Annotated in this window: 24 protein-coding genes; 7 read left to right on the forward strand and 17 right to left on the reverse strand. The window is 71.9% G+C overall.

The window, feature by feature from the left end; genetic code table 11:
* Position 1: 1 nt before the first annotated feature.
* The 14 genes from ACZ4TO_RS04595 to ACZ4TO_RS04660 all read right to left on the reverse strand — a co-directional run bounded on the left by ACZ4TO_RS04595 (position 2) and on the right by ACZ4TO_RS04660 (position 14,724).
* A complete protein-coding gene (locus ACZ4TO_RS04595) occupies positions 2-643 on the reverse strand; it encodes a phosphorylase family protein (protein ID WP_468023403.1) in 642 nt (213 codons plus the stop codon).
* On the reverse strand, positions 643-2,646 hold the full coding sequence (gene shc / locus ACZ4TO_RS04600) for a squalene--hopene cyclase (RefSeq protein WP_468023404.1): 2,004 nt from the start codon (positions 2,644-2,646) through the stop codon (positions 643-645). The genes ACZ4TO_RS04595 and shc overlap by 1 nt, the downstream gene beginning before the upstream one ends.
* 152 nt (positions 2,647-2,798) lie before the next feature.
* The gene (locus ACZ4TO_RS04605) at positions 2,799-3,866 is read right to left on the reverse strand and encodes a polyprenyl synthetase family protein (RefSeq protein ID WP_382778960.1); all 1,068 of its coding nucleotides are present in this window, start codon (positions 3,864-3,866) and stop codon (positions 2,799-2,801) included.
* Between the two features lie 59 nt (positions 3,867-3,925).
* Positions 3,926-5,332 (reverse strand): hydroxysqualene dehydroxylase HpnE, encoded by a 1,407-nt coding sequence (hpnE, locus tag ACZ4TO_RS04610; RefSeq protein ID WP_467840403.1) that lies wholly within the window; start codon positions 5,330-5,332, stop codon positions 3,926-3,928.
* Positions 5,329-5,484: a DUF6380 family protein gene (locus ACZ4TO_RS04615; RefSeq protein ID WP_382778956.1), complete on the reverse strand. Its 156-nt coding sequence runs from the start codon at positions 5,482-5,484 to the stop codon at positions 5,329-5,331. The genes hpnE and ACZ4TO_RS04615 overlap by 4 nt, the downstream gene beginning before the upstream one ends.
* The gene (gene hpnD, locus ACZ4TO_RS04620) at positions 5,484-6,434 is read right to left on the reverse strand and encodes a presqualene diphosphate synthase HpnD (RefSeq protein ID WP_382778954.1); all 951 of its coding nucleotides are present in this window, start codon (positions 6,432-6,434) and stop codon (positions 5,484-5,486) included. The genes ACZ4TO_RS04615 and hpnD overlap by 1 nt, the downstream gene beginning before the upstream one ends.
* A complete protein-coding gene (gene hpnC, locus ACZ4TO_RS04625) occupies positions 6,431-7,333 on the reverse strand; it encodes a squalene synthase HpnC (RefSeq protein WP_468023405.1) in 903 nt (300 codons plus the stop codon). Before hpnC ends, hpnD begins: the two co-directional genes overlap by 4 nt.
* A gap of 358 nt (positions 7,334-7,691) precedes the next feature.
* Entirely contained in the window at positions 7,692-8,471 is a 780-nt protein-coding gene (locus tag ACZ4TO_RS04630) for an ABC transporter ATP-binding protein (RefSeq protein ID WP_385039198.1), read from the reverse strand.
* The gene (locus ACZ4TO_RS04635) at positions 8,464-9,393 is read right to left on the reverse strand and encodes an ABC transporter permease (protein WP_382778948.1); all 930 of its coding nucleotides are present in this window, start codon (positions 9,391-9,393) and stop codon (positions 8,464-8,466) included. Before ACZ4TO_RS04635 ends, ACZ4TO_RS04630 begins: the two co-directional genes overlap by 8 nt.
* 98 nt (positions 9,394-9,491) lie before the next feature.
* On the reverse strand, positions 9,492-10,337 hold the full coding sequence (locus ACZ4TO_RS04640; protein WP_468023784.1) for a glycosyltransferase family 2 protein: 846 nt from the start codon (positions 10,335-10,337) through the stop codon (positions 9,492-9,494).
* Between the two features lie 35 nt (positions 10,338-10,372).
* A complete protein-coding gene (locus ACZ4TO_RS04645) occupies positions 10,373-11,152 on the reverse strand; it encodes a CDP-alcohol phosphatidyltransferase family protein (RefSeq protein WP_468023406.1) in 780 nt (259 codons plus the stop codon).
* Positions 11,130-12,191 (reverse strand): iron-containing alcohol dehydrogenase family protein, encoded by a 1,062-nt coding sequence (locus tag ACZ4TO_RS04650; RefSeq protein ID WP_382778944.1) that lies wholly within the window; start codon positions 12,189-12,191, stop codon positions 11,130-11,132. The genes ACZ4TO_RS04645 and ACZ4TO_RS04650 overlap by 23 nt, the downstream gene beginning before the upstream one ends.
* Complete coding sequence (locus ACZ4TO_RS04655) at positions 12,179-12,931, reverse strand: phosphocholine cytidylyltransferase family protein (RefSeq protein WP_468023407.1); 753 nt, start codon at positions 12,929-12,931, stop codon at positions 12,179-12,181. Before ACZ4TO_RS04655 ends, ACZ4TO_RS04650 begins: the two co-directional genes overlap by 13 nt.
* Positions 12,928-14,724 (reverse strand): DUF5941 domain-containing protein, encoded by a 1,797-nt coding sequence (locus tag ACZ4TO_RS04660; RefSeq protein WP_468023785.1) that lies wholly within the window; start codon positions 14,722-14,724, stop codon positions 12,928-12,930. Before ACZ4TO_RS04660 ends, ACZ4TO_RS04655 begins: the two co-directional genes overlap by 4 nt.
* A 319-nt stretch (positions 14,725-15,043) precedes the next feature.
* Here ACZ4TO_RS04660 and galE point away from each other — a divergent pair, with 319 nt between their 5' ends.
* From galE to idi, 4 genes are all read left to right on the forward strand, one after another.
* Entirely contained in the window at positions 15,044-16,024 is a 981-nt protein-coding gene (galE, locus tag ACZ4TO_RS04665) for a UDP-glucose 4-epimerase GalE (RefSeq protein WP_382778940.1), read from the forward strand.
* 183 nt (positions 16,025-16,207) lie between these two features.
* Entirely contained in the window at positions 16,208-17,146 is a 939-nt protein-coding gene (locus ACZ4TO_RS04670; RefSeq protein WP_468023408.1) for a cation diffusion facilitator family transporter, read from the forward strand.
* 242 nt (positions 17,147-17,388) lie between these two features.
* Positions 17,389-17,991 (forward strand): GNAT family N-acetyltransferase, encoded by a 603-nt coding sequence (locus ACZ4TO_RS04675; protein ID WP_385039208.1) that lies wholly within the window; start codon positions 17,389-17,391, stop codon positions 17,989-17,991.
* A gap of 125 nt (positions 17,992-18,116) precedes the next feature.
* Entirely contained in the window at positions 18,117-18,710 is a 594-nt protein-coding gene (gene idi, locus ACZ4TO_RS04680; protein ID WP_382778934.1) for an isopentenyl-diphosphate Delta-isomerase, read from the forward strand.
* Positions 18,711-18,796: 86 nt separating this feature from the next.
* Here the strand turns inward: idi and ACZ4TO_RS04685 are convergent, their stop codons facing one another.
* Positions 18,797-19,294: an ATP-binding protein gene (locus ACZ4TO_RS04685; protein ID WP_382780757.1), complete on the reverse strand. Its 498-nt coding sequence runs from the start codon at positions 19,292-19,294 to the stop codon at positions 18,797-18,799.
* 298 nt (positions 19,295-19,592) lie between these two features.
* On the opposite strand from ACZ4TO_RS04685, the gene ACZ4TO_RS04690 reads away from it, so the two are divergent.
* On the forward strand, positions 19,593-20,336 hold the full coding sequence (locus tag ACZ4TO_RS04690; protein WP_385039212.1) for an enoyl-CoA hydratase/isomerase family protein: 744 nt from the start codon (positions 19,593-19,595) through the stop codon (positions 20,334-20,336).
* A 77-nt stretch (positions 20,337-20,413) separates the two neighbouring features.
* Here ACZ4TO_RS04690 and ACZ4TO_RS04695 read toward each other — a convergent pair whose 3' ends face one another.
* Together ACZ4TO_RS04695 and ACZ4TO_RS04700 are read right to left on the reverse strand one after the other, a co-directional pair.
* Complete coding sequence (locus ACZ4TO_RS04695; RefSeq protein WP_468023409.1) at positions 20,414-21,049, reverse strand: DJ-1/PfpI family protein; 636 nt, start codon at positions 21,047-21,049, stop codon at positions 20,414-20,416.
* Positions 21,050-21,066: 17 nt separating this feature from the next.
* Complete coding sequence (locus tag ACZ4TO_RS04700; protein ID WP_468023410.1) at positions 21,067-22,020, reverse strand: GlxA family transcriptional regulator; 954 nt, start codon at positions 22,018-22,020, stop codon at positions 21,067-21,069.
* A gap of 112 nt (positions 22,021-22,132) precedes the next feature.
* Between ACZ4TO_RS04700 and ACZ4TO_RS04705 the strand changes: the two genes are divergently transcribed.
* On the forward strand, positions 22,133-22,999 hold the full coding sequence (locus ACZ4TO_RS04705; protein ID WP_468023411.1) for an SCO6745 family protein: 867 nt from the start codon (positions 22,133-22,135) through the stop codon (positions 22,997-22,999).
* Positions 23,000-23,144: 145 nt separating this feature from the next.
* Complete coding sequence (locus tag ACZ4TO_RS04710; protein WP_468023412.1) at positions 23,145-25,583, forward strand: Tex family protein; 2,439 nt, start codon at positions 23,145-23,147, stop codon at positions 25,581-25,583.
* The last annotated feature ends 133 nt before the right edge of the window (positions 25,584-25,716 follow it).

Genomic DNA, 25,716 nt, shown 5'->3' on the forward strand with positions numbered 1-25,716 from the left:
CTCACCTCCGAGGGAGCGACAAAGAACGGTGCCATTCGAAAAAAGCGGGAAGCACGGTACGAAGAACGCGGAAGGCTGATATTCCACCGCGGAACGTGCCGATTCGGACGAGTTCATGCTCTGGAGCATCCACGACCACCCGGACGGCCGCAACGGGACGGATTCCCGAGCGGACCGCGCCGAGCAGGGTGGCCGCCGACTCCATGTCGACGGCGATGGCGCCGGTCGCGAGCAGATCGGCCCGCTCGTGACCCCGGACCACGTGATCCGAGCCGGTGAGCGGCCCGGTGTGGACGGTGCGGCCCGGCACGGCGCGGGCCAGTTCCTTGACCAGCAGATCCGTGCCCACGCACGGCGTGGTGCCGTCCGGGTCCCGGGTCTCCTCGGCGACGACCATGTCGCCGGGGTGCATGCCCGGGGCGAGCCCCGCGCAGAAGCCGGTCGCGAGCACGGCCGCCCCGGTCAGCGCCGGGTCGGCCAGCACCCGGGTGACCGACCGGTCGGCGGCCCGGGGCCCCATGCCGGTGCGCAGCACGGTGACCGGCCCGCCGGCGCCGCTCCGGTCGCCGCTGCGCAGGGCCAGGTGCTCGATGCCGAGCGCGCAGGCGATCAGCAGCGGGGCCGGGGCGGACGTCGTGACCATCAGCCCCCCTCGGCGGCGGAGAAGGGCTCCCCGTTGACGTAGCGGCCGAGCGCGGTGAGGGGGAAGACGTGGCGGTAGAGGTGGTAGTTGATCGAGAAGTCCCACGGGAAGCCGGTCCCCGTGAAATACGGCTCGTCCCAGGTGCCGTCGGGAAGCTGTGTCTCGGCGAGCCAGACCACCCCGCGCTCGGCGGCCTTGGACTCGCCCTCCCCCGCGGCGAGCAGGGCGAGCAGCGCCCAGCCGGTCTGCGAGGCGGTCGAGGCGCCGCGTCCGCTCCATCCGGCGTCGTCGTCGTAGGAGCGCAGGTCCTCGCCCCAGCCGCCGTCGTCGTTCTGCACGGACTCCAGCCAGGCCACGGCCCGGCGGATCGCCGGGTGCGAGCCGGGCAGCCCCGCCGCCACGAGCGCCGGGACCACGGACCCCGTTCCGTAGATGTAGTTGACGCCCCAGCGCCCGAACCAGGAGCCGTTCGGCTCCTGGTGGGAGAGCAGCCACTGGATGCCGCGTCGGGTGCGCGGGTCGCGGGTGAGTCCTTCGACGGCCAGCATCTCCACCACGTGTGCCGTCACGTCCGCGGAGGGCGGGTCGATGACCTCCCCGAAGTCGCAGAACGGCAGCCGGTTGGGGAAGGCGCTGGTGTTGTCGACGTCGAACGCGCCCCAGCCGCCGTCCTTGGACTGCATGCCGAGATTCCAGCGGACCCCGCGTCCGATGGCGTTCTCGACGCGGTCCGGGTCGTGGTGCCGGACGCGGCGCAGGGCGAGGACGACCTCCGCCGTGTCGTCGATGTCCGGGTAGTTGTCGTTGTGGAACTCGAACGCCCAGCCGCCCGGAGGCAGTTGGGGCCGCTTCACCGACCAGTCACCGGGCCTGACGATCTCCTCGCCGAGCATCCAGTCCACGGCCTTGACGAGCTGCGGATGGTCGGCGGGCACTCCGGCGTCGGCCAGCGCGATCGTGGCGAGGCAGGTGTCCCACACCGGCGACTGACAGGCCTCGATCATCCGGGCACCGTCCTCACGCCACACGGCGAAACGGTTTAGCGAGGCCAGCCCCTCGCGCATCACCGGGTGTTGGAGGTCGTAGCCGAGCAGATGCAGCGCGATCACCGAGTAGACGGCGGGCGGCTGGATGCCTCCCCAGCAGCCGTCGTTCTCCTGACGCTCGATGATCCAGCGGCCGGCCGTGTTCATCGCCGCCCTGCGCAGCGCGCGCGGGGCGACCCTGCGGTACTGGTGCAGCGCCTTGTCCAGGCGCTGGAAGACGCCGTCCCAACTGGTCACCGGGGCAAGGGGCCTGGCCGGGTTGGGGCGGTCGGCGTCGGTGTGCAGCTCGTCGAGGGGGAACGGCGCGGGCCGCACCGGACGCTTCGCCGAGACGACGGTCAGCGGCACGATGGTCTGCCGCGCCCAGCACCCGAAGTCGTAGATGTTCAGCGGCATCCACTTGGGGAAGTAGATAAGTTCCGGCGGGAGTTCGGGGAGGTCGTCCCACTTCCACCAGCCGAAGAGGGCGAGCCAGATCCGGGTGAACACCCGGGCCGCGGCGATGCCGCCCCGCTCGCGGATCCACGCGGCGGCCTTCGCCATGTGCGCGGCCTCCGGGGCGTCCCCGGCCAGCCGCAGGGCGACGTACGCCTCGATGGTGGTGGAGAGCTCGCCCGGACCGCCGTAGAACGAGGCCCAGGTGCCGTCCTCGCGCTGCTCACCGCGGATGAACAGCGCCGCGCCCTGGGTGGTCGCCTCGTCACGGATGCCCAGGAACTGGCGGAGCAGGAGGTCCTCGGCGTCCATGGTGACGTTCGTCTCGAGGTCGCCCTTCCACCAGCCCTCGGCGTCCTGCCGCGCGAGCAGGTAGTCCGTGGCACGCTCCATGGCGCGCGTGGCGGCGTCTCGGGTCTCGACTGTCCCGGCCGCCTCGGGAGTCGTCTGTTCCTGGCGTTCGCTGGCCGAGGCAGCGCGGGGCGGCAGGGCCCCGGTGCTTCCGTCGGTCGTCGCTGTCATGGCTTCCCCTTCGTGCAGTGGTGTGTCTCTGCTGTGGGTCCGCCGTCGGCCGGTGCGTTCGTTCGGATGGATATCCCTCCGCTCGAACGAGGTTCGAAGCTTGGGGAAGGCACCGGCCGGCGACTACGCGAGGTTTATTCGACCGATAACGATCATCTCTTCCGCACGACGACGAAGTCGGCCAGCGCCACGAGCTGGGCGCGGACCTGCTCGGGCATCGGTACGGCGTCCAGCGCCTCGATGGCGATCGCGTGCTGACGGCGCGCCTCGTCGGCGGTCCACTCGCGACCGCCCGCCTCCTCGATGAGCGCGGCGCGCGCCGCGAACTCCTCCTCGGAGAAGTTCTCGAAGTCGCTCGCCTTGGCGTCCTCGGCGAGCAGCTCGCCGAGCCGCTCGGAGGCGGGTCCGCCCGCGGCGAGCGCGGCCACGACCGGCAGGGACTTCTTGCGCTGGCGCAGATCGCTCCAGGTCTGCTTTCCGGTGGCCTCCGGGTCGCCCCAGATGCCGAGGAGGTCGTCGACGGCCTGGAAGGCCAGGCCGAGGTGGTAGCCGTAACGCTCCAGCGTGTCGGCGGTGAGGTCGTCGGCGCCGCCGAGGACCGCGCCGATGGAACAGGCGCAGGCGAGCAGGGCGCCGGTCTTGTTGCCCTCCATCTCCAGGCACTCCTCGACGCTGACGCGGTCGCGGTGCTCGTAGGAGATGTCCTGGGCCTGGCCGTCGATCAGGGCCCGGGTGGCGGTGGTCAGGCGTCGGGTGGCCCGGCCCGCCTCGACGGTGCCGAGCTCCAGCAGGACCTCGTTGGCCAGCGCGAACAGGGCGTCGCCGACCAGGATCGCCTGGGCGGGGCCGTGCACCTTCCAGACGGTGTCGCGGTGGCGGCGCTGTTCGTCGCCGTCCATCAGGTCGTCGTGCAGCAGCGAGAAGTTGTGCACCAGCTCGACGGCGACCGCGCCCGGGACGCCCACCTCGGGGTCCGCGCCGGCGGCCTGCGCGGAGAGCACGGCGAGCGCGGGGCGCACCGCCTTGCCGCCGTCGCCGTCCGCGGGGTTGCCCGCCGCGTCGATCCAGCCGAAGTGGTAGGCGGCGACGGTGTCCATGGGAGGCGCGAGACGGTCGACGGCCGCCTTGAGCACCGGTGTGGCCAGGGTCCGGCCGCGCTCCAGGAGCGCGGTCACGTCCACCGCGTCGGCAGCCGTTTCGGCCGGGGGCACAGTGGGCACAATCTCTCCTCTTGTTACGGAACCGGGGGTGCGGGGACCTGCCATGCTCCGGTCGAGCGTCATGCCGCCTCCTCGAAGAGTCCGAGGAGGTGGTCGCGGGGCCGGCCCAGGGCGCCCAGCGCGGCGTCCGCCGCGCCGACTCCACTGCGAACCGCACTCTCCATGGTCGCGGGCCACCCCGTGGCGGTCCACGCTCCGGCCAGGTACAGGCCGGGGGCCTTGGTCCGGACACCGGGCCGCAGCCGCCCGACGCCCGGTGCGGGAGCGAACGTCGCTGTGCGCTCCCGGGTCACGAAGAAGTCCTTGATCCCGGCGCCGCGCGCACCGGGCAGCAGCCGCTCCAGCTCCGGCAGGTACCGCTCCCGGAGCACGGCGACGGGCTCGTCGATCTCGTCCTGCGCGGCCGACTGCGACAGCGCGAGGTACTGGCCCTCCCGGAGCCCCGATGCCTCGGTGCGGTCGAAGACCCACTGCACCGGGGAGCCGAGGGCCGCGAAGAACGGCGCGGTGAGGACCTCGCGGTCGTAGACGACGTGGATGTTGAGGATCGGCGCGGTGCCGATGTCCAGAAGCCGCTCGGGGGCGTCGAGCGCCCCCTCGGGCAGCAGGTCGTACGCCTCGCGCTGGGGTACGGCGAGCACGACGGCGTCGGCGTCGATGCGCTCGCCGGGAACCTGAACGCTCCAGCGGCCGTTCTCGTAAGGGGAGACGGAGGTGACGCGTGTACGGATCTCGGTACGTACGCCCGCGGAGTCGAGAGCCTTGCGGGCCAGGGTGTCGTGCAGTTCGCCCAGCGGGACGCGAGCCCAGCCGATGTCGGCCGCGCCCGGGTCGGACAGCAGACCCGTCTTGAACACCATCGCGGCGAGCCCCAGCGAGGAGTCCTGGGCCACCGCGTTGAGGGTGGCGACCCCCACGAGGTCCCACAGTGCTTCGACGGCACGTCGAGACTGACCATGCCCGGCGAGCCAGTCGCCGAAGTTCTGCTCGTCGAGTGCCGGATCGGTGAGATCCAGGCCCTTGAGCGCGAGCGCGGCCCGGCCGACCTTGGCGCGTTCGGCGAGCGAGAGGTGCTGGTAGGTCGCGAGGCTGCGCGCCAGGTGGAGCGGTACGGGCAGCGCGGAGCGGCCGATCCTGCCGAGCCGTCGTCCCTCGGGTGCCTCCAGGTCGAGAACGGGCACGTCGAGACGATCCTGCAGGGGCGCGAGCGCGGTCGCGTCGACGCGGTCGAGGAACCAGCGGTAGGCGGTGCAGCAGCGCAGGAAGACGTGCTGTCCGTTGTCCACGGTGAGTTCGCCGCGCTGGAAGGAGAACGCGAGACCGCCGAGGCGCGGCCGGCCCTCCAGCAGCGTCACCCGGAGCCCGGCGTCGGCCAGCGCGAGCGCGGCGGTGATGCCGGCGAGCCCGCCGCCGATCACCACGGCGGTGGACCGGCCGGAGTCGTCCGTGGACTCGACCTCGCTCATCGTTCACCCTCCCCCGCGGCCGGGCCGTGGTCGTCGAACGCTCCACGGCGGGCCGTCGCAGTCAGGGACGCCGCCCGGCTCCGGAGGGTTGCCTGCCGCTTGGCACCGGCCGTGTCGCCCGGGGCGTGTCCGCCCAGACCCCTGGTGTCCATCAGACGCGCCTCCGGACCGTGCGGCGGGAGACGTGCCGGGCGTCGAGGCCGGAGAGGCCGCGCACGGCGACGTACGCCTTCTCCCGTCCCGGCAGCGAGACCCGGCCGCGCAGCACGGCCTCCGGCTCGCGCTCGATGCGGTCGAGGAGCCGCCGGTAGATGCCCGCCATGGCCGCGACGCAGGCGCCGCTGCGCCGGTCCAGCATGGGCAGCAGCCGGTAGCCCTCGGCGAACAGGGCACGCGCCCGCCGCACCTCGAAGTGCACGAGGCCAGCGAAGTCGGAGCCCTGCGGTGGGGTCGGCCCGTCGAACCCGGCCGAGCAGCCGAACTTGGCCAGGTCGTCGGCGGGCAGGTAGGTGCGCCCGCCTTCGGCGTCCTCGCGGACGTCCCGCAGGATGTTGGTGAGCTGGAGCGCGAGCCCGAGCGTGTCGGCGTACTCCGGCGCGCGCTCGGCGCCACGCGCCCCGGGTTCGGTGCCGAAGACACCGAGCGAGAGCCGCCCGATGGCCCCGGCGACGCAGCGGCAGTAGACCTTCAGGTCGTCCCAGGTCTCGTACGTCTCCCCGCGTACGTCCATGAGCACGCCGTCGATGAGCTCGTCCAGGCCCCCGAGGGGGACCGGGAAGTACGCGGCGGTGTGACTGAGGGCGACCGCGACCGGGTCGGTGTCGTCCTCGTCGACGGCGCCCGCGCGCACACGGGCGAGCAGCGCCCGGGTCTCCTCCAGGCGCGCCGCCTTCACGTCCGGCGCCAGCGTGCCGTCGCCGATGTCGTCCACGCGCCGCGAGAACGCGTAGAGCGCCGACATGGCACGGCGCTTGGACGTCGGCAGAAGCCTGATGCCGTACGCGAAATTACGCGCCTGCTGACCGGTCACCGCCTCGCAGTAGCTGTACGCGGCGAGTACCGGTGCGGACACGTGCTGGTCCGACTCCACGGTCCGGATCACCCCTCTCCTCGCAGAGTCACTCCCACCTCGCGCAGCAACTGGAGCTTGCCGGGCTTGGGCGGGCCGGGAAGTACGTCGTATTCGGCGGCGGCGATCGCACGGACCGCCGCCTTCCCCCCCGCGACGAACCCCGCGAGCAGCAGTTTCAGCCTGCCGTGGACGCTACCCACGAGGGGGGTGCCTTCATTCAGGAGGTTCAAGGCGCGTTCTGCTTCGTATGCAACCAGTGCTCGCACCGATGCGCCTGCTGTGGGGGCCGCGAGATCGGATTCGACGACGTGGAAGCGCTTCATGTCCTCGGCGGGCAGGTAGACGCGGTCGCGGCCGAGGTCCTCGGTCACGTCCTGGAGGTGCTCGACGATCTGGAGCCCCGTGCACACCGCGTCGGAGCGGCGGACGCGCTCGGGCGTGGAGGTTCCGGTGACGGAGAGGACCAGGCGGCCGACGGGGTTCGCGGACAGCTCGCAGTAGGCGAGCAGATCGTCGTAGGTCTCGTACCGCTTGACGAGCTGGTCCTGGCGGTTGGCGGCGATCAGGCCGAGGAACGGCTCGGGGGTCAGACCCGCGCGGCGGACCGTGGGCAGCAGCCGGCGCATCAGCGGGTGACGCGGGGCCGAGTCGAACACACGGTGAAGATCGGCTTCGAGGGCGTCGAGCATGACCAGGCGGTCCTCGGCGTCCCCGGCCGGCACGCCGAGGAGGCGGGCGTCGGCGCCGCCGGGGGCGAGATCGCCGTCGCCGATGTCGTCCACGAGACGGGCGAAGCCGTACACGGCCATGAGGTCGTCGCGCCAGGCCCTGGGCAGGAAGAACGGGGCCACGGGGAAGTTCTCGTCCGCGGCTTTGTCGAGGGTGCCGCGCTCCGGATCGCCGGTGCGGGCCGTCCCGGCTTGGGTCACCGCTCGCCGCCCGACGCGAGGACGGCACACGCATCGCGGAGCTGGAGAGTCACCGTAGCCATTGCCGTCACATCTCCCGTTCTACACTGCCGACCCAACACTGCCCATTTCGGACACGCCGCCCGGAGATCCGCTCGGCGTGACGGTGCCGGGTGTCGCGTATTATCGCCCTACTTGACGCGTTTCAGCACCGGTACAGCTTACGTTGTACAACGCGGCACACTCCGCCGGGGTGTCCTGCACATCACAACAACACACCGATTGGCGTCAAGATTCCTCATGCCGACGGGAGTTGGCGTTTCCCTTGCAGACGCAGGGCCCCGCCGGAGAGTTCCGGCGGGGCCCTGGGCGAATCGGGCTACTTGCCCGTGAACTTCTCGTACTCCTTGAGCACGTCCTCGGTCGCCCCGTCCATGCGCAGCTCGCCCCGCTCCAGCCACAGCACGCGGTCGCAGGTGTCGCGGATCGACTTGTTGTTGTGACTGACCAGAAACACCGTGCCGGCGCTCTTGCGCAGCTCGCGGATGCGGGCCTCGGAGCGCTTCTGGAAGGAGCGGTCTCCGGTCGCGAGGGCCTCGTCGATCATCAGGACGTCGTGGTCCTTGGCCGCCGCGATGGAGAAGCGCAGCCGCGCCGCCATACCGGAGGAGTACGTCCGCATCGGCAGGGTGATGAAGTCGCCCTTCTCGTTGATCCCGGAGAAGTCGACGATCTCCTCGTAGCGCTCCTTGATCTGCTCGCGGGACATGCCCATGGCGAGACCGCCCAGGATGACGTTCCGCTCGCCGGTCAGGTCGTTCATGAGGGCCGCGTTCACGCCGAGCAGCGAGGGCTGGCCGTCGGTGTAGACCTTGCCCTTCTCGGCGGGCAGCAGGCCGGCGATGGCCCGCAGCAGGGTGGACTTGCCGGAGCCGTTCGAGCCGATCAGGCCGATGGCCTCGCCGCGGTAGGCGGTGAAGGAGACACCCTTGACGGCGTGCACCTTGCGCACACCGCGTTCCTCGCCGCGCTTGAGGATGCGGCTGAGGGCGGCGGTGGCGCTGCCCTTGCCCGTCTTGGCGCCGTTCACGCGGTAGACGATGTGCAGCTCGTCCGCGATGACGGTCGGAATGTGCGACCTCTTGTCGAGCTCAGCCACGGCCGTACCTCTCTTCAGCCTTCCAGAAGTAGACGAAACCGCCGACGGCCGTCGCCACGGCCCAGAAGACGGCGATGGCCCATACGTGCGGGGGCAGGTTGGAGGCGCCGTAGCCGTCGATGAGCGCGAAGCGCATCAGGTCCATGTAGACGGCGGCCGGGTTCGCCTGGAGCACCCGGGCGATCCACTCGGGGCGGCCGGCGAGCATGGTGCTGATGGAGAACATGACACCGGACGCGTACATCCAGGTGCGCAGGAGGAACGGCATGAGCTGGGCGAGGTCGGGCGTCTTGGCGCCCATCCGCGCCACGATCAGGGCGAGGCCGGTGTTGAAGAGGAACTGGAGGAACAGCACCGGGACGATCAGCAGCCAGGACAGGCCCGGGTAGCTGCCGAAGCCGATCGCCACGACGAACAGCACGATCATCGAGAAGAGCAGTTGCTGGAGCTGCTGGAGGGCGAACGACACGGGCAGCGAGGCGCGCGGGAAGTGCAGCGCGCGCACCAGTCCGAGGTTGCCCGAGATCGCCCGGACACCGGCCATGATCGAGCTCTGGGTGAAGGTGAAGACGAAGACGCCGGTCACCAGGAACGGGATGTACACGTCGTGCGACATCCCGCGGTCGGCCTTGAGGATCAGGCCGAAGATGAAGTAATAGACGGCCGCGTTGAGCAGCGGCGTCGCCACCTGCCAGAGCTGGCCCAGCTTGGCCTGGCTGTACTGGGCGGTGAGCTTCGCCTGCGAGAACGCGAGGATGAAGTGCCGCCGGCCCCAGAGCTGGCGGACGTACTGGGCCAGCCCGGGCCGGGCACCGCTGACCGCGAGGCCGTACTTGGCGGCCAGCTCGGCCGCGGAAAGCCCGTCGTCGGGCGACGGCCGGTCGCTCACCGCGACTCCGCCGTCATGCGTGGTCTCACTCACAAGGGGAACTTTCGTCTTCAAGATGCGCACAGCCGGTTCGGGCGTGGGCATGTGCCGGGGAACCGGGTAGGGCCCGGGTGCTCTCAGGGTCGAGCTTGTCAGATGACCGGAGGCCGGCCCAGTCGGGTCAGCCGCCACACCGTGCGCCACCTCATGGGACGCCTCGGTCCGCAGGGACTCCTCCAGCCTTCCCGGAATCCGCCGAACCAGGCCCGCAGAGCGGCCCGCGAGGGGCGGCGCAGCAGCGTCAGGAGCATCCAGACGCCGAGGTAGACCGGGACGAGTGGTGCGGGAAGGTTTCGGCGCGCCAGCCAGACGCGGTTGCGTGCCACCATCCGGTGGTACACGGCGTGCCGCGAGGGGGCGGTCGTCGGGTGGAAGAGCACCATGTCGGAGCGGTAGTCGATCATCCAGCCGGCGTCGAGGGCCCGCCAGGCCAGGTCGGTCTCCTCGTGGGCGTAGAAGAAGGCGTCCGGGAGTCCGCCGACCTCGGCGAGGACCTTCGTCCGGACCGCGTTGGCGCCGCCGAGGAACGTGGTGACGCGCGAGGAGCGCATCGGGTCGGCGGCGCGCAGCCGCGGCACGTGGCGGCGCTGGGTCTCACCGGTGTCGGGGTCGGCGATGCGGAAGCTGATGATCCCGAGCTCGGGGTCGGCGGCGAAGGCCCGGCGGCACAGCTCGGCCGTGTCGTGCCGGGCCAGCAGGCCGTCGTCGTCCAGGAAGAGCAGGACGTCCACGTCGGTGCCGCCGGGGCCGAAGGCCTCGATGCCCACGTTGCGGCCGCCGGGGATGCCGAGGTTCTCGGGCAGCTCGACCGTCCGCACTCCCGCGGGGACGTCCGGGACGGGTGAGCCGTTGCCGACCACGACCACCTCGACGCGGTCGCCGTCCTGCTTGGCGACGGAGTCGAGCAGCGCCCTGAGCTCGTCGGGGCGGTTGCCCATGGTGATGATCACCGCGCCGACCTTCGTCGCGGTACTCACTTGAGCCTGCTCGACGCGAGGATGGACACCAGGTGCAGCACGGTCTGCAGGAGCGCGATGCCGGCGAGCACGGCGGTGCCGAGGCGGGTGAAGAACAGGTCGCCCCTGATCTGGTCCGCGATCGCGAGGACCAGGATCAGCAGGGTCGCCTCGATGCCGAGGATCAGCCGGTGGAACTTGAGCGCCGCGGCGGCCCTGCGGGCCAGCGCCACGCCCGAGGAGCGGGGCTCGGCGGCGGACTCCTTGACCGGCGGCAGCCCGCCCTGGTGCCGGGCGACGCCGACGAGGTCGGTCTCCGCCTTGATCAGGATCGCGCCGAGGGCGGCCAGGGTGCCGAGGAAGGCCCACAGCCAGTCGACGCGTCCGGTCCCCCACAGGTCGGCGGCACGCAGGCCGAGGCCGACGAGGACGGCCGCGTCCGTGAGATAGGCGCCGACGCGGTCGAGGTAGACCCCGCCGAGCGAGTACTGCTTCTTCCAGCGCGCGATCTCGCCGTCGACGCAGTCGAGCAGCAGATAGAGCTGGACCATCACCACGCCCAGCACCGCGCCCGCGATCCCCGGCACCAGCAGGGCCGGGGCCGCGAGCACGCCGCAGAGGGTCATCAGGTACGTGAGCTGGTTGGGCGTGATCCTGGTGTCCACCAGGTACCGGTCGCAGCGCAGCGAGACCTCTCGCATGTACAGGCGTCCCGCCCAGTGCTCACCGCTGCGCCGGTCCTTCACCCCGGGGGGATGAACGACGGGGCGGAGTTCAGCTACCGATGGCCTTGGCATAGTCGGAGTAGATGTCCTTGATCTGGTGGGTTTTCAGGTCGAGATGTTCGAGGATCGTGTAGCGGCCGGGCCGGGTCTGCGGAGCGAACTCCACGACCTCGACGAACTCGTCCACGGTGAAGCCGATCTCCTCGGGCAGCACCGGCAGTCCGTGCCGGCGCAGCACCTCGGCCATGAACGCCGCGTCCTCGTGGGCGCCGCGCAGGTACATCGCGAAGGCCGCGCCCAGGCCGCACTGCTCGCCGTGGCTGGCCGCCCTCCTGGGGAAGAGGAGGTCGAAGGCGTGGTTGATCTCGTGGCAGGAGCCGGAGGCCGGCCGGGAGTCGCCCGAGATCGACATCGCGATGCCGGTGAGGACGAGCGCCTCGGCCAGTACCTGGAGGAAGCCGTTGTCGCCGACACCCCCGGGGTGCCTGAGCACGGCCTCGCCCGCCTGGCGCGCCATGGCGGCGGCCAGTCCGTCGATCTTCTCGCCCGTGACGCGGTTGGACAGCTCCCAGTCCGCGATCGCGTTGATGTTGGAGACGGCGTCCCCGATGCCCGCCCGGACGAACCGGACCGGCGCCTCACGGATCACGTCGAGGTCGATGACCACGGCGATCGGGTTCGGCACACCGTAGGAGCCGCGGCCCGCGTCGTTGTCGAGGGTGGCGACCGGCGAGCACAGTCCGTCGTGCGCCAGGTTCGTGGGCACGGCGACGAGCGGCAGCCCGACCCGCGCCGCGGCGAACTTGGCACAGTCGATGATCTTGCCGCCGCCCAGGCCCACGACCGCGTCGTAGTGGCCGGCCCGCATGTCGCCGGCCAGCCGGATGGCGTCGTCGAGGGTGCCGCCGCCGACCTCGTACCAGGTGGCGCCGGGCAGGGCCGGGGCGATGCGGTCGCGCAGCCGGGCGCCCGAGCCGTTGCTGACCGCGATGGCCAGCTTGCCCGAGTGCGAGATGCGCTCGTCGCTGAGCACGCTCGCCAGGTCGTCCAGGGCACCGGGACGGATGTCGACGACGACCGGCGAGGGGATGAGCCTCGTCAGTACTGGCACGCGATCTCACGTCCCTTGGCGAGGTCGTCGTGGTTGTCGATCTCGACCCACTTGACCTCGCCGATCGGCGCGACGTCGATCCGGAAGCCGCGGTTGACGAGCTCCTGGTAGCCGTGCTCGTAGAACTGCTGCGGGTCGGTCTCCCACACCGTCTTCAGGGCGTCGGCGAGTTCCGCGGCGGCGGCGCCCTCGATGAGGGTGACCCCGATGTACTCGCCGGTGGCCTCGGACGGCTCCATCAGCTTGGTGATCTTCTGGACGCCCTTGTCGGGGTCCACGACGACCTTCATCTCCTCGTCGGCGAGCTTCTTCACCGTGTCGAGGGCGAGGATGATCTTCTTGCCGTCGCCGCGGGCGGCGAGCAGCGTGCGCTCGACGGAGACCGGGTGCACGGTGTCGCCGTTGGCGAGGATCACGCCGTCCTTGAGGGCGTCACGTCCGCACCACAGGGAGTAGGCGTTGTTCCACTCCTCGGCCTTGTCGTTGTCGATGAGGGCGATCTTGAGGCCGTACTTCTCCTCGAGGGCGGCCTTGCGGTCGTAGACGGCTTCCTTGCGGTAGCCGACGATGATGCCGACCTCGGTCAGGCCGATCTCGGCGAAGTTGCCGAGGGTCAGGTCCAGGACCGTGATGGAGTCCTCTATGCCCGCGGGGCCAACCGGCACGAGAGCCTTCGGGAGGCTGTCGGTGTAGGGGCGCAGACGCCGTCCGGCGCCGGCCGCCAGCACGAGGCCGATCATGCGGGTTCTCCTTCATCGTGTACGGCGGGCGCCCCGGAGGACACCCAGAAGCGGATGCTCTCGACGAGCACCAGCAGCGCCACGGCCACGGCGAGTGCCGTGAGCGCGACCTTGAACTGTGCGGCGGTGAGCAGCGCGGCCAGGACGGTGACCAGCAGCGTCCTGCCTTCGTGCCCGCCGATCGCCCGCACCAGCCAGTGCGGGGGGGCTCCGGCGTTTCCGCGAATGCGGTACACCGTGTCGTAGTGATGGTAGGCGACCGCGGCCACCAGGCCGAAAGCCGCCGGAAGCGCTCCGTTCACGTCGGCGTCGACCGCCAGTGCCAGAACGGTGAGGTATTCGGCCGCTCGGTAGAACGGCGGGACCAGCCAGTCCAGGGCGCCCTTGAGGGGCCTGAGCAGGGCGGCGGGCGACAGCAGCACGTACACGACGGCACCCAGGACGGGGAGCCAGCTCCCGTACGGGGCCAGTGCGGCGCATGTCACGACGACCGCTCCGGCGAAGAGGGCGACGACGGCCGGGGGGATGCGCGGGAGCCGGCCCGCGTGACGGGTCAGGTACTCGGCGAGCGCGCCGGAGTCGGTGAGGTCCACCAGAGCCCGGGCGGCGCGGTCCGTGCGGCTCGCCTTGCGGGTGAGCGAGCGCAGGACCCGGCCCGCCGTGGTGTAGGTGGCCGCGAAGGCGCAGCCGGCGAGGAGCGCGTAGAAGGTGATGCGGGGGGTCGTCAGCGCCGTCAGGACGGCGATCATGGCCCATCGTTCGCCGATGGGCAGGACTATCATCCGGCGCACCCAGACCGTCCAGCCGACGCTGTCGAGCTTGTCCGAGAGGGCGGCGGTGGGGCTGGTGTTGGCGGTGGCGTCGTGGTTCGCCTCGTTGAAGGAGAAGTCCACGACGTGCCGGCAGGTCTGGAGGATCATCGCGCCGAGCGCGAGCGCCCACACGTCGTCGCCGCCGCGGGCCGCGCCGAGCGCGAGTCCCGCGTAGTAGGCGTACTCCTTGGCGCGGTCGAAGGTCGCGTCCAGCCAGGCGCCGAGGGTCGAGTACTGCAGGGAGTAGCGGGCGAGCTGTCCGTCCGTGCAGTCGAGGACGAAGGAGAACAGCAGCAGCAGACCGGCGGCCACGAAGCCGACGCGGGTGCCGGTGGCGGCGCAGCCAGCGGCGATCAGCGCGGTGATCAGCGACGCGGTGGTGACCTGGTTCGGGGTCAGGCCGCGGCGGGCGCACCAGCGGGCGATGTAACGCGAGTACGGGCTGATGCAGTACGTGGTGAAGAAGCCGTCGCGGGCCTTGACGGCACTGCGCAGCCGTACGGCCTCGTCGTCGACGGCCAGGACCGCCTGCCGGACGCCGTTGCGCTCCTGCGGATCGGCGGGGACCGCGGCGACGAGGGTGCCGAGCTCCGGGCGGTACACGGAGAGCTCGTCGGCCTCGAGTGCCTCGCCGAGGCGCCCGACGAGGTCGTCCGGGGCCGCGGCGCCGTTGCCGGCCGCCACGGTCTCGCGGGTCACGGCGCGGGTCAGGGCCCGCCGGGCCTCGGGCTGCACGGACACGGCGCCGGGGATGGCGGAGGCCGCGAAGCGGGGGTCGGTCAGCCCGAGACGCAGGGCGTGCACGTGCCCGACGAAGCGGGCGTCCACGACGGCGACCCGCTCGGTCGCCGGCACGGCGGCGAGCAGGGTCTCGGTCTCGGCCGCGTCGGACGCGGGACGCACGTCGAAGCCGAGGGACCGCAGATCGCCTTCGAGCGACGATCCGGGGACCGGCTGGCCGGTGAGGATGGCGGTCGGCAGCGAACTCACTCCCTGGGTGCCGGCGCGACCTGGCGTCCGGCGTGTGCGTGATGGGATGGGCCCCGGTCCACGGCGGCGGCCCCGGCGGCATGTCGGCAGAGGCTATCGGATGAAGGGAAGCGGGCGTTCACCGCCCGTTCACGGCCCGATCAACCGATTTTGTCCCGCGGGCGGCGAGATCATCATCGGTGATCCCGGGCCGGGGTCACAAGCTCGGCGGCGCGGACCGGAACATTCCCGGCATGCCGTACGGCACCCCCGCGTCCCTCGAAGCCGGGCGGAGCGGACCGGGCGCGGGACCCGCATAGGGTGGTCGTCCATGACATGGCTGATCACAGGCGGAGCCGGATACATCGGGGCACACGTGGCGCGGGCGATGGCGGAGGCCGGGGAGCGCGTCGTCGCCCTCGACGACCTGTCGTCGGGGATCCCGAACCGGCTTCCGGAGAGCATCCCCCTCGTCCAGGGGTCGTCGCTGGACGGTGATCTGCTCAAGCGGGTCCTGACGGAGCACCGGATCACGGGTGTGGTGCACCTGGCCGCCCGCAAGCAGGTCGGCGAGTCCGTGGCCCAGCCGACGCGCTACTACCAGGAGAACGTGGGCGGCCTCGCGACGCTGCTGGAGGCGGCGGCCGGGGCGGGCGTCGAGCGGTTCGTGTTCTCCTCGTCGGCCGCCGTCTACGGCAACCCCGATGTGGACCTCATCACGGAGGGCACCCCCTGCGCGCCGATGAGCCCCTACGGCGAGACCAAGCTCGCCGGGGAGTGGCTGGTGCGGGCGGCGGGCCGGGCGCACGGCATCGCCACGGTGTGCCTGCGCTACTTCAACGTGGCGGGCGCGGCCTCGCCGGAGCTCGCCGACACCGGGATCTTCAACATCGTGCCGATGGTGTTCGACCGCCTCACCCGCGGCGAGGCCCCGCGGATCTTCGGCGACGACTACCCGACGCCGGACGGCACCTGCGTACGCGACTACATCCACGTCGCCGACCTGGCCGAGGCGCACCTCGCCGCGGCCCGGCGGCTGACGGGCGGGGCGAGCGGCGATCTGACGGTGAACATCGGCCGGGGCGAGGGTGTCTCCGTACGGGAGCTCGTCACGCTCATCGCCGAGGTCACCGGGAACCCGCTGGAGCCCCTCGTGGAGCCGCGCCGCCCCGGCGACGCCCCCCGCGCGGTCGCCTCGGCCGCTCTGGCCGCCGCCGAGCTGGACTGGAGCGCGCGCCGAGGGGTCCGCGAGATGGTGGAGTCGGCCTGGCGGGGCTGGCTGCTGCACCACCCCGGGACCACCGGCGCATGATCACTCCGATGCTCTGACCTGCTGATCATTTCCGCAGGTCAGAGCATATGACAACGGTGTTCAGTGCCGCGTTGCCCGATACCCCCCGCCCGTAGTTGACTGGCACGACCGGGCGGAAGTCCGAGCGGGAATCCGTCCGGGAATCCGTGCGGAAGGACCGAGCGGAAAACAGGAGGCGGCTTCATGGGGGCTGGGCACGACCACGGGCACGCGCACGGCGCTCCCCCGACCGGCACGGCGACGGCCGCGTACCGGGGGAGGCTGCGCGTCGCGCTGGCGATCACGCTCACCGTCATGGTCGTCGAGATCTTCGGCGGTCTGCTCGCCGATTCGCTCGCGCTCGTCGCGGACGCGGCGCACATGGCGACGGACGCGCTGGGGCTCGGCATGGCCCTGCTCGCGATCCACTTCGCGGCCCGCCCGCCGAGCGAGAAGCGCACCTTCGGCTACGCGCGGGCCGAGATCCTCGCCGCGCTCGCCAACTGCCTGCTGCTGCTCGTCGTCGGCGGTTACGTGCTCGTCGAGGCGATCCAGCGCTTCATCACCCCCGCGGACACCCACGGCGGACTGACGATCGCGTTCGGCGTGTTCGGCCTGATCGCCAACACGGTCTCGCTGACGCTGCTGATGCGCGGACAGAAGGACAGCCTGAACGTGCGGGGCGCCTTCCTGGAGGTCGCGGCGGACGCGCTGGGCTCGGTGGCCGTCATCGTCGCCGCCGTCGTGATCATGACCACCGGCTGGCAGGCGGCGGACCCCATCGCCTCGATCGCCATCGCGCTGATGATCGTCCCGCGCACCTGGAAGCTGCTCCAGGAGACGCTCGACGTGCTCCTGGAGGCGGCGCCCAAGGGGGTCGACATGGCGGAGGTGCGATCCCACATCCTGGCCCTGGACGGGGTCGAGGACATCCACGACCTGCACGCCTGGACCATCACCTCCGGGATGCCGGTGCTCTCCGCGCACGTGGTCGTCAGCTCCGACGTCCTGAACGCGATCGGCCACGAGAAGATGCTGCACGAGCTCCAGGGCTGTCTGGGCGTCCACTTCGACGTCGAGCACTGCACGTTCCAGCTCGAACCGAGCGGACACGCGGAGCACGAGGCGAAGCTCTGCCACTGACGGTCGCGCCGCTCGCCCGCGCCCCCGGACGGGCGGATCCGGCACCGGGAGATCGCGCCGGGAAATCCGGAGGCGGCACCGGGCGGGCGCTGCTAGCGTGACCGGGATCCCAGGAGGTGGGTTGATGACGGCCGTGTCCGGCGCTGCCACGCGCAGCGACCTCGTCGTCCCCGTCCTCCGGGCCCGGGGCTGACCCGCCGTCCAGCGACGCGTCGGCCGGGCCCCTCATCCAAGGGTTCCCCATGACCGATCCCCTGACTGAACCGTCGACTCCCCCGACTGAGCCGTCGGCCGATCCCCTGACCGTTCCCCCGACCGGCCCCGCAGCCCGCGGCGGCACCGTCTGGCGTACCCGCCGGGAGACCTCCGCGGACGCCGCCGAGGTGCACGCCGTGACCGCCGCCGCCTTCGGCCGGGCGGAGGAGGCCGATCTGGTGGACGCGCTGCGCGCCGATCCCGGAGCGTGGCTGCCCGGCCTGTCGTACGTCGCCGAGGCCCCGGACGGCACGATCGCGGCGTACGCCCTGATCACCCGCTGTCACGTCGACGAGGTCCCGGCGGCCGCCCTGGCGCCGGTCGCCGTCCGTCCCGACCTGCACCGCCGGGGCGCCGGGAGCGCCGTCGTACGGGCGGTGCTGGAGGCGGCACGGGCACGGGGCGAGCGGCTCGTCCTCGTGCTCGGGCATCCCGGGTACTACCCGAGGTTCGGCTTCGGGCCCGCCGCCGGCCACGGCATCCGGCCGGGTTTCGACGTGCCGTCCGAACACCTGATGGCCCTCGTCCTCGACGATTCCGTGCCGGTGGCACCGGGCACGATCAGGTATCCGGCCGCGTTCGGCGTCTGACCCACGTGGGCCGCGTGTCCCGCCCCGGGGACCCCGGGGCGGGACATGCGGAGAGTCGCGAAGTGCCGGGAGTGCCGGATTCGTACGGCAGACTTGGCCCTGGAAAACCGATGCGAAGGATGGGTATGCCGATCACACCTGCCACCGCGACGCACAGTTCGTCGAACGGCACCGCTGAAGCGATCTTGCTGGAACTGGTCGACGAGGACGGCAACACGATCGGTACGGCGGAGAAGCTCGCGGCCCATCAGCCCCCGGGACAGCTCCACCGGGCGTTCTCGGTGTTCCTCTTCGACGAGCAGGGCCGGCTGCTGCTCCAGCAGCGCGCGCTCGGCAAGTACCACTCCCCCGGCGTCTGGTCGAACACCTGCTGCGGCCACCCCTACCCGGGCGAGGCACCCTTCGCGGCGGCGGCCCGGCGGACCTACGAGGAGCTCGGCGTGTCGCCGACGCTGCTCGCCGAGGCGGGCACGGTCCGTTACAACCACCCGGACCCGGACTCGGGCCTGGTGGAGCAGGAGTACAACCACCTGTTCGTCGGGATGGTGCAGTCGGCGCCGCGGCCCGACCCGGAGGAGGTCGGCTCGACGGACTTCGTGACCGCCGCCGAGCTGGCGGAGCGGCACGCGAAGGAGCCCTTCTCGGCGTGGTTCATGACGGTGCTGGACGCGGCCCGTCCGGCGATGCGGGAGCTGACGGGTCCGTCCGCGGGCTGGTAGCCGCTCCGCCGGACGCTCGGACGCACAGACGCTCGCGGCCAGGGTCTGTCCGACCGTTCCCGTCGCCGCGCGGCGGGCGGGGACGGTCAGACGGATCCCAGCGGCAGGGCGGCCCAGATCACCTTGCCGCCGCCCGCGGTGTACTCGACGTCGCACCCGCCGCCGAACTCCCGGGTCACCTCGCGCACCAGGAGCAGCCCCCGGCCTCCGGTCTGGCCGTAGTCGGCTTCCAGGGCGGTCGGACGGTAGGGGTGGTCGTCCTCGACGGACACCCGCACCCAGTCGGCACCGACGGCGACCTCCACCGCGAGCATCGGCGACAGAAGTGCCGCGTGCTTGACGGCGTTCGTGACCAGTTCGGAGACGATCAACAGCAGTCCCTGAACGACATCGTCCGAGACCGGAACCCCCTGGCGGACCAGCAGATCCCGGACGGCGTGCCGCGCCTGCGGCACCGAGGCGTCGACGGCGGCGGCGGTGAACCGCCACACCCCCTCGTACGGCAGCGGTCCGGGCGATCTGACGTCGGGAGTCGCGACTCCGCCTTCGGGGCTCGGGTCGGACCCGCGCCCGAGGTTCTCCATCGTCCGGTCGCCACCCTTGCGCTCGATTGTCACCACACGTCGAGTGTTGGTAATGCGCCGGTCCGTACCGGTTGACTGAACAGAAGTCAGCAATTATCGCCGATTTCTGACCGCAAATGTCAGACAAAGCCATCTCTACGACAGGGCTTGTCACTTTCGTGTCGACTTCCGAGACTCTTCGGGTTGTACGGGTTTGACCCCCGGCTGACCCGGTTCGTTCCGGGCCGCTCCACCGCCCGCTCCAGCGTCCGGAACCATGATCGAAGTCCGGCCGGACGCTCCGGATAGCATCCGCCGTATGGAGCCGCAACTGTTGCACCACGTCGGCGACGGGGTCGCCACCGTCGTCATCCATCACCCCGCCAAGCGGAACGCCATGACGACACCCATGTGGCGAGCGCTGCCGCCGCTGCTGGAGACGCTGGGCGCGCGCGCCGACGTGCACGCGCTCGTGCTCACCGGCGAGGGCGGCACGTTCTGCGCCGGAGCGGACATCTCGACGCTGCGGGAGTCGTCGGACGAGGCCCAGGGCCTCGCCGTGCTCGCCGAGGAGGCCCTGGCCGCGTTCCCCAAGCCGACGCTGGCCGCGATCCGCGGCTACTGCGTGGGCGGCGGCTCCCAGCTCGCGGCCGCCTGCGATCTGCGCTTCGCTCAGGAGGGCTCGCTGTTCGGGGTGACACCGGCGAAGCTCGGCATCGTCTATCCGGCCTCCTCCACCCGCAGGCTCGCGGCACTGGTGGGGCCGTCCGCCGCCAAGTACCTGCTCTTCTCGGGCGAGTTGATCGACACCGAGCGCGCGCTGCGCACCGGCCTCGTGGACGAGGTGCTGCCCGAGGGCGAACTCGACAAGCGGGTCGCGGAGTTCACCCGGGTCCTGGCCGCGCGCTCGCTGCTGACGCAGGCGGCGGCGAAGGAGTTCGTGAACGGGCGCACCGACCGGGACGAGCACTGGACGCGGCAGGCACGCGCCGGCGGCGACACCGCGGAGGGGGTCGCCGCCTTCCTCGAACGCAGGCAGCCGCGGTTCACCTGGGCACCCTGAGGGTTCGGGGGTCCGCCCGCGCGGCACACGGGGCACTGGGCGCGGGGCGCGGTACCTGAAGGCGAGAGCCGAGAGCCCTACGTCAGGAGGAAACGGCTCTTGCCGCGGAACTCCTCGACGAGGTGCGCGGGCGCCTTCTCCGGGGACCCGGCGTCGTAGGGCGGCTGCGGGTCGTACTCGGTCAGGAGCTGGACGGCCTGGGCGTGTTCGTCCCCGGCGATCCGGCCGAGCAGGGTCAGGCCCATGTCGATGCCGGAGGAGACGCCGGCCGAGGTCACGTACGTGCCGTCGAACACGACCCGCTCCCCCGTGGGCGTCGCGCCGAAGCGCTCGAGCTGGTCGAGCGCCAGCCAGTGGGAGGTGGCCCGGCGTCCCTCCAGGAGCCCCGCCGCCGCGAGCAGCAGGGACCCGGTGCACACCGAGGTCGTCCAGAGGCTGGTGGCGTCGGCGGCGCGCAGCCAGTCGAGCAGGACCGGGTTGTCCATCTGGTCGCTCTGGCCCGGCCCTCCCGGTACGACCACGATGCCGGGGTGCGGCACCTCCACGAGGCTCTTGTCCGCGGTCAGCGCGAGCCGGCCGGTGTCGGAGCGGACCGGGCCGGTGCGTTCCGCGACGAACACGGTGTCCGCGTCGGGCAGCCGGCCGAGCGTCTCGTAGGGGCCCACGGCGTCCAGGGCGGTGAAGCGGTCGTAGAGGACGATGGCGATCTGCACGGGATTCCTCCGGGGTGTCAGGGCGTGGGGGCCGGGTGGAAGCGGCGGCGGTACTCCGCGGGGGCCGCGCCGAGGAATTTCAGGAAGGCGCGGCGCATGGCCTCGGGCGTGCCGTAGCCGGACGCCCGGGAGACCTGCTCGATGCCGTCCGCGGTGTCCTCCAGGAGGCGGCGGGCGTGTTCGAGGCGTACGCGCTCGACGTACCGTCCGGGCGTCGTGCCCGTCTCCGACCGGAAGGCCCGCGCGAAGTGCCGGGGCGAGAGACGGGCACGGACCGCGAGCGACTCGACGCTCAGGTCGTCGCCCGGATGCTCGGAGATCCAGTGCTGGACCTCGCGCAGCGGTTCGCGTCGCGCGGTCTGGGCGGCGAGCTGGGCGCTGAACTGGGCCTGGTTGCCGGGCCTGCGGAGGAAGACGACGAGATGGCGGGCGATGGTGAGGGCGGCGTCCCGGCCCAGGTCGTCCTCCACGAGGGCGAGGGCCAGGTCGATGCCGGAGGTGACGCCCGCCGACGTGGCGACGTTGCCGTCGCGCACGTAGATGGGGTCGGGATCGACCGTGACCGCCGGGTGGTCGCGGGCGAGCCGGTCGCAGTGGGCCCAGTGGGTGGTCACGCGGCGGCCGTCGAGCAGGCCGGCCGCCGCGAGCAGGCCGGCGCCGGTGCACACCGAGACCAGGCGCTGGGCGCGCGGCCCGTGGGCGCGCAGCCAGTCGATCAGGCAGGGATCCGGACGCCGGGTGCCGCTGCCGCCGGGCACCAGCAGCGTGTGCGGGTCCGGCACGTCGGCCAGCGCCTGGTCCGGGACCAGGACGAGACCGCTGGAGGTACGGACCGGGGCGCCGTCCGGCGAGGCCGTGCGGATGGCGTACGAGCCGCCGCGGTAGGTCTCGGCGCCCGCGAACACCTCCAGGGGGCCGGTGACGTCGAGGCTCTGCACACCGTCGAACAGGACGATCAGGACCGTTCGCATGGGTCGATTCTCGACCGGTGGGCGGATGGCCGCAATGACGGGCATCCCACCTTTCCTGCCATCGGACGTCCGGGAGTTCACGGCATACCAACCAGTCGGTAATGTGCGGGGTATGACCCCTTCACTGCCGGAGCGCGCCGGCCGGCGCTGCCACAACGTCCTCAACCCGCTGCACTCGACGCACTACTTCTCGCCCGATCTGGGCCGTGAGCTGGCCGCGGTCGGCATCGAGGACGAGCGCGGCGCGTACTTCGCGGTGCGGGCCGCCGCGATGGGCGCGGTCGGCGCGGGCACGGTGACGGCGACGTTCTTCAACTTCCGGCACGAACTCGTCGCCGGACACGTGCCCGCGGTGTGGCGGGCCGCCTCTCCGGAGACGGTGCTCGCGGCGCGCCTGCGTGCCGTGGACGCCACGCTCAGGCGGCTGCTCGGCGAGGACGTCCTCGCGTCCGGGGAGGTGGCCGAGGCGGCGAAGCTCGCCCTGCGCGCGGCCGAGGCCTGCACCCCCGCCTTCCGCCCGCTGTACGCCGCTCACGCCGACCTGCCCGTCCCCGAGGCGCCGCACCTGGCGCTGTGGCACGCGGCCACCCTGCTGCGCGAGTACCGGGGCGACGGTCACCTCGCGGTGCTGCTCGACGCCGAGCTCGACCCGGTGGAGGCCCTGGTGAGCCACACCGCGACCGGCAAGGGCATGGCACCCCGCTGGGTCCTCGGCACCCGCGGCTGGTCCCGGCGGGACTGGGAGGCGGCGTCGGAGCGGCTGCGCGGGCGCGGGCTGATCGACGCGGAGGGCGAGCTGACGCCGGCCGGTACGGAACTGCGCCGGGACATCGAGACCAGGACGGACCGCCTCGACCGGGCTCCCTACGAGCACCTGGGCGCCGCCGGGGTCGAACGGCTCACCGAGATCGCGAAGGGCCTGCTGATGACCGCCTTCGCCGCCGGCGCGTTCCCGGAGGGAATGATCGGCAAGGGCTGAGGGGCCCGGCCGGAGCGGATGGGCCGGGCGTGGACCGGGCCCGTGCGCGGCGCGCGGTCCCCCCGAGTACCGCCCTGAGCCCCCGATGTCGGCGTCACCTGCCACAATTGCCGCGCAACCTCAGTGGAGAAGGCGGTACGGGATCGTGACGACACCCCTCGTAGGGTCCATCGAAGGCAGGATCGCCGAAGAACTCGGCGTACGGGAGCGGCAGGTCAAGGCGGCCGTCGACTTGCTCGACGGCGGTTCGACGGTGCCCTTCATCGCCCGCTACCGCAAGGAAGCGACCGAGATGCTCGACGATGCGCAACTGCGCACCCTCGAGGAGCGGCTGCGCTATCTGCGGGAGCTGGAGGACCGGCGGTCGGCGATCCTCGACTCGGTACGCGAGCAGGGCAAGCTCAGCGCCGAGCTGGAGGCGCAGATCAGGGCCGCCGAGACCAAGGCGCGTCTCGAGGACATCTATCTGCCGTTCAAGCCCAAGCGGCGCACCAAGGCGCAGATCGCGCGCGAGGCGGGTCTGGAGCCGCTGGCCGAGGGCCTGCTCGGCGACCCGTCCGTGGAACCGCTCGCCGCGGCGGCGGCCTTCGTCGACGCCGACAAGGGCGTCGCCGACCCGCAGGCCGCCCTGGACGGCGCCCGGGCGATCCTCACCGAGCGGTTCTCCGAGGACGCCGACCTGATCGGCGAGCTGCGCGAGCGCATGTGGGTGCGCGGACGGCTCGCCGCCAAGGTGCGCGAGGGCAAGGAGGAGGCGGGCGCCAAGTTCGCCGACTACTTCGACTTCGCCGAGCCCTTCAAGGCGCTGCCCTCGCACCGGATCCTCGCCATGCTGCGCGGCGAGAAGGAGGACGTCCTCGACCTCGTCCTGGAGCCGGAGGAGCCCACCGAGGGACCGTCCTCGTACGAGGGGATCGTCGCCCACCGCTTCGGGATCGCCGACCGCGGCCGTCCCGGCGACAAGTGGCTCACGGACACCGCCCGCTGGGCCTGGCGCACCCGCATCCTCGTGCACCTCGGCATCGACATGCGCCTGAGGCTGCGCACCGCCGCCGAGGACGAGGCGGTGAACGTCTTCGCCGCGAACCTGCGGGACCTGCTGCTGGCGGCCCCGGCGGGCACGCGCGCGACGCTGGGCCTGGACCCCGGCTTCCGCACGGGCGTGAAGGTCGCCGTCGTCGACGCGACCGGCAAGGTCGTCGCCACGGACGTCATCCACCCGCACGTCCCGGCCAACCGGTGGGACGAGGCCATCGCCAAGCTCGCCCGGCTCGCCAAGGAGCACGCCGTCGAGCTGGTCGCGATCGGCAACGGCACGGCCTCCCGCGAGACGGACAAGCTCGCCGGTGAGCTGATCACGAAGCACCCGGAGCTGAAGCTCACGAAGGTGATGGTGTCGGAGGCGGGCGCGTCGGTGTACTCCGCGTCCGCGTTCGCCTCGCAGGAGCTGCCCGACATGGACGTGTCGCTGCGCGGCGCCGTCTCCATCGCGCGCCGGCTCCAGGACCCGCTCGCCGAGCTGGTGAAGATCGACCCGAAGTCGATCGGCGTCGGTCAGTACCAGCACGACCTGTCCGAGGTGAAGCTGTCGCGCTCGCTCGACGCGGTGGTCGAGGACTGTGTGAACGGCGTGGGCGTGGACGTGAACACCGCCTCCGCACCGCTCCTTGCGCGGGTCTCCGGCATCACCTCCGGCCTCGCGGAGAACATCGTCGCGCACCGCGACGCCAACGGCCCCTTCACCTCCCGCACGGCCCTCAAGGGCGTGGCGCGGCTCGGTCCGAAGGCGTACGAGCAGTGCGCGGGCTTCCTGCGGATCCGGGGCGGCAGCGACCCGCTGGACGCCTCCAGCGTCCACCCCGAGGCGTACCCCGTGGTGCGGCGGATGGTGAAGACGGCGGGCAGCGAGGTCGCGTCGCTGATCGGCAACACGGGCGTGCTGCGCTCGCTGAAGCCGGCCGACTTCGTCGACGAGAGCTTCGGTCTGCCGACCGTCACGGACATCCTCCGGGAGCTGGAGAAGCCGGGTCGCGACCCGCGTCCCGCCTTCAAGACGGCCACCTTCAAGGAGGGCGTGGAGAAGATCTCCGACCTGTCCTCCGGGATGGTCCTGGAGGGGGTTGTCACGAACGTCGCGGCCTTCGGGGCGTTCATCGACATCGGCGTCCACCAGGACGGCCTGGCACACGTCTCCGCGCTGTCGAAGACCTTCGTGAAGGACCCGCGGGACGTCGTGAAGCCCGGCGACATCGTCAGGGTCAAGGTCCTGGACATCGACATCCCGCGCAAGCGGATCTCGCTGACGCTCCGGCTGGACGACGAGGCGGCCGCGCCGGACGCCGAGGGCGGCGGCGGCCGGTCCCAGCGGGGCGGGCGGCCGCCCCAGCAGCGCGGCCAGCAGCAGCGCGGCCAGCAGCGGCAGGGCCGCGGCGGTGCGGGCGGCGGCGGTGCGGGCGGCGGCGGTGCGGGCGGCGGCGGTGGCGCCGGGGGCGGCTCCCGGCAGGCCCCGGCGCCCGCGAACAGCGCCATGGCCGACGCCCTGCGCCGCGCGGGTCTGACCGGCCCCGAGCGGGGCCGGAAGTGACACCGGGCTGACACACCGGGCCGGGAGACGGAAGGGGGGGGACCCGGGCACGAAGGGGAGCCCCTCCGGCACCTGGGCTGAGGAGATTTGATCTTCTGCTCCCTTCTTTCTTACCCCTCCTGCCCGGGGGTTA

Source organism: Streptomyces sp. NPDC028298, assembly GCF_055565895.1.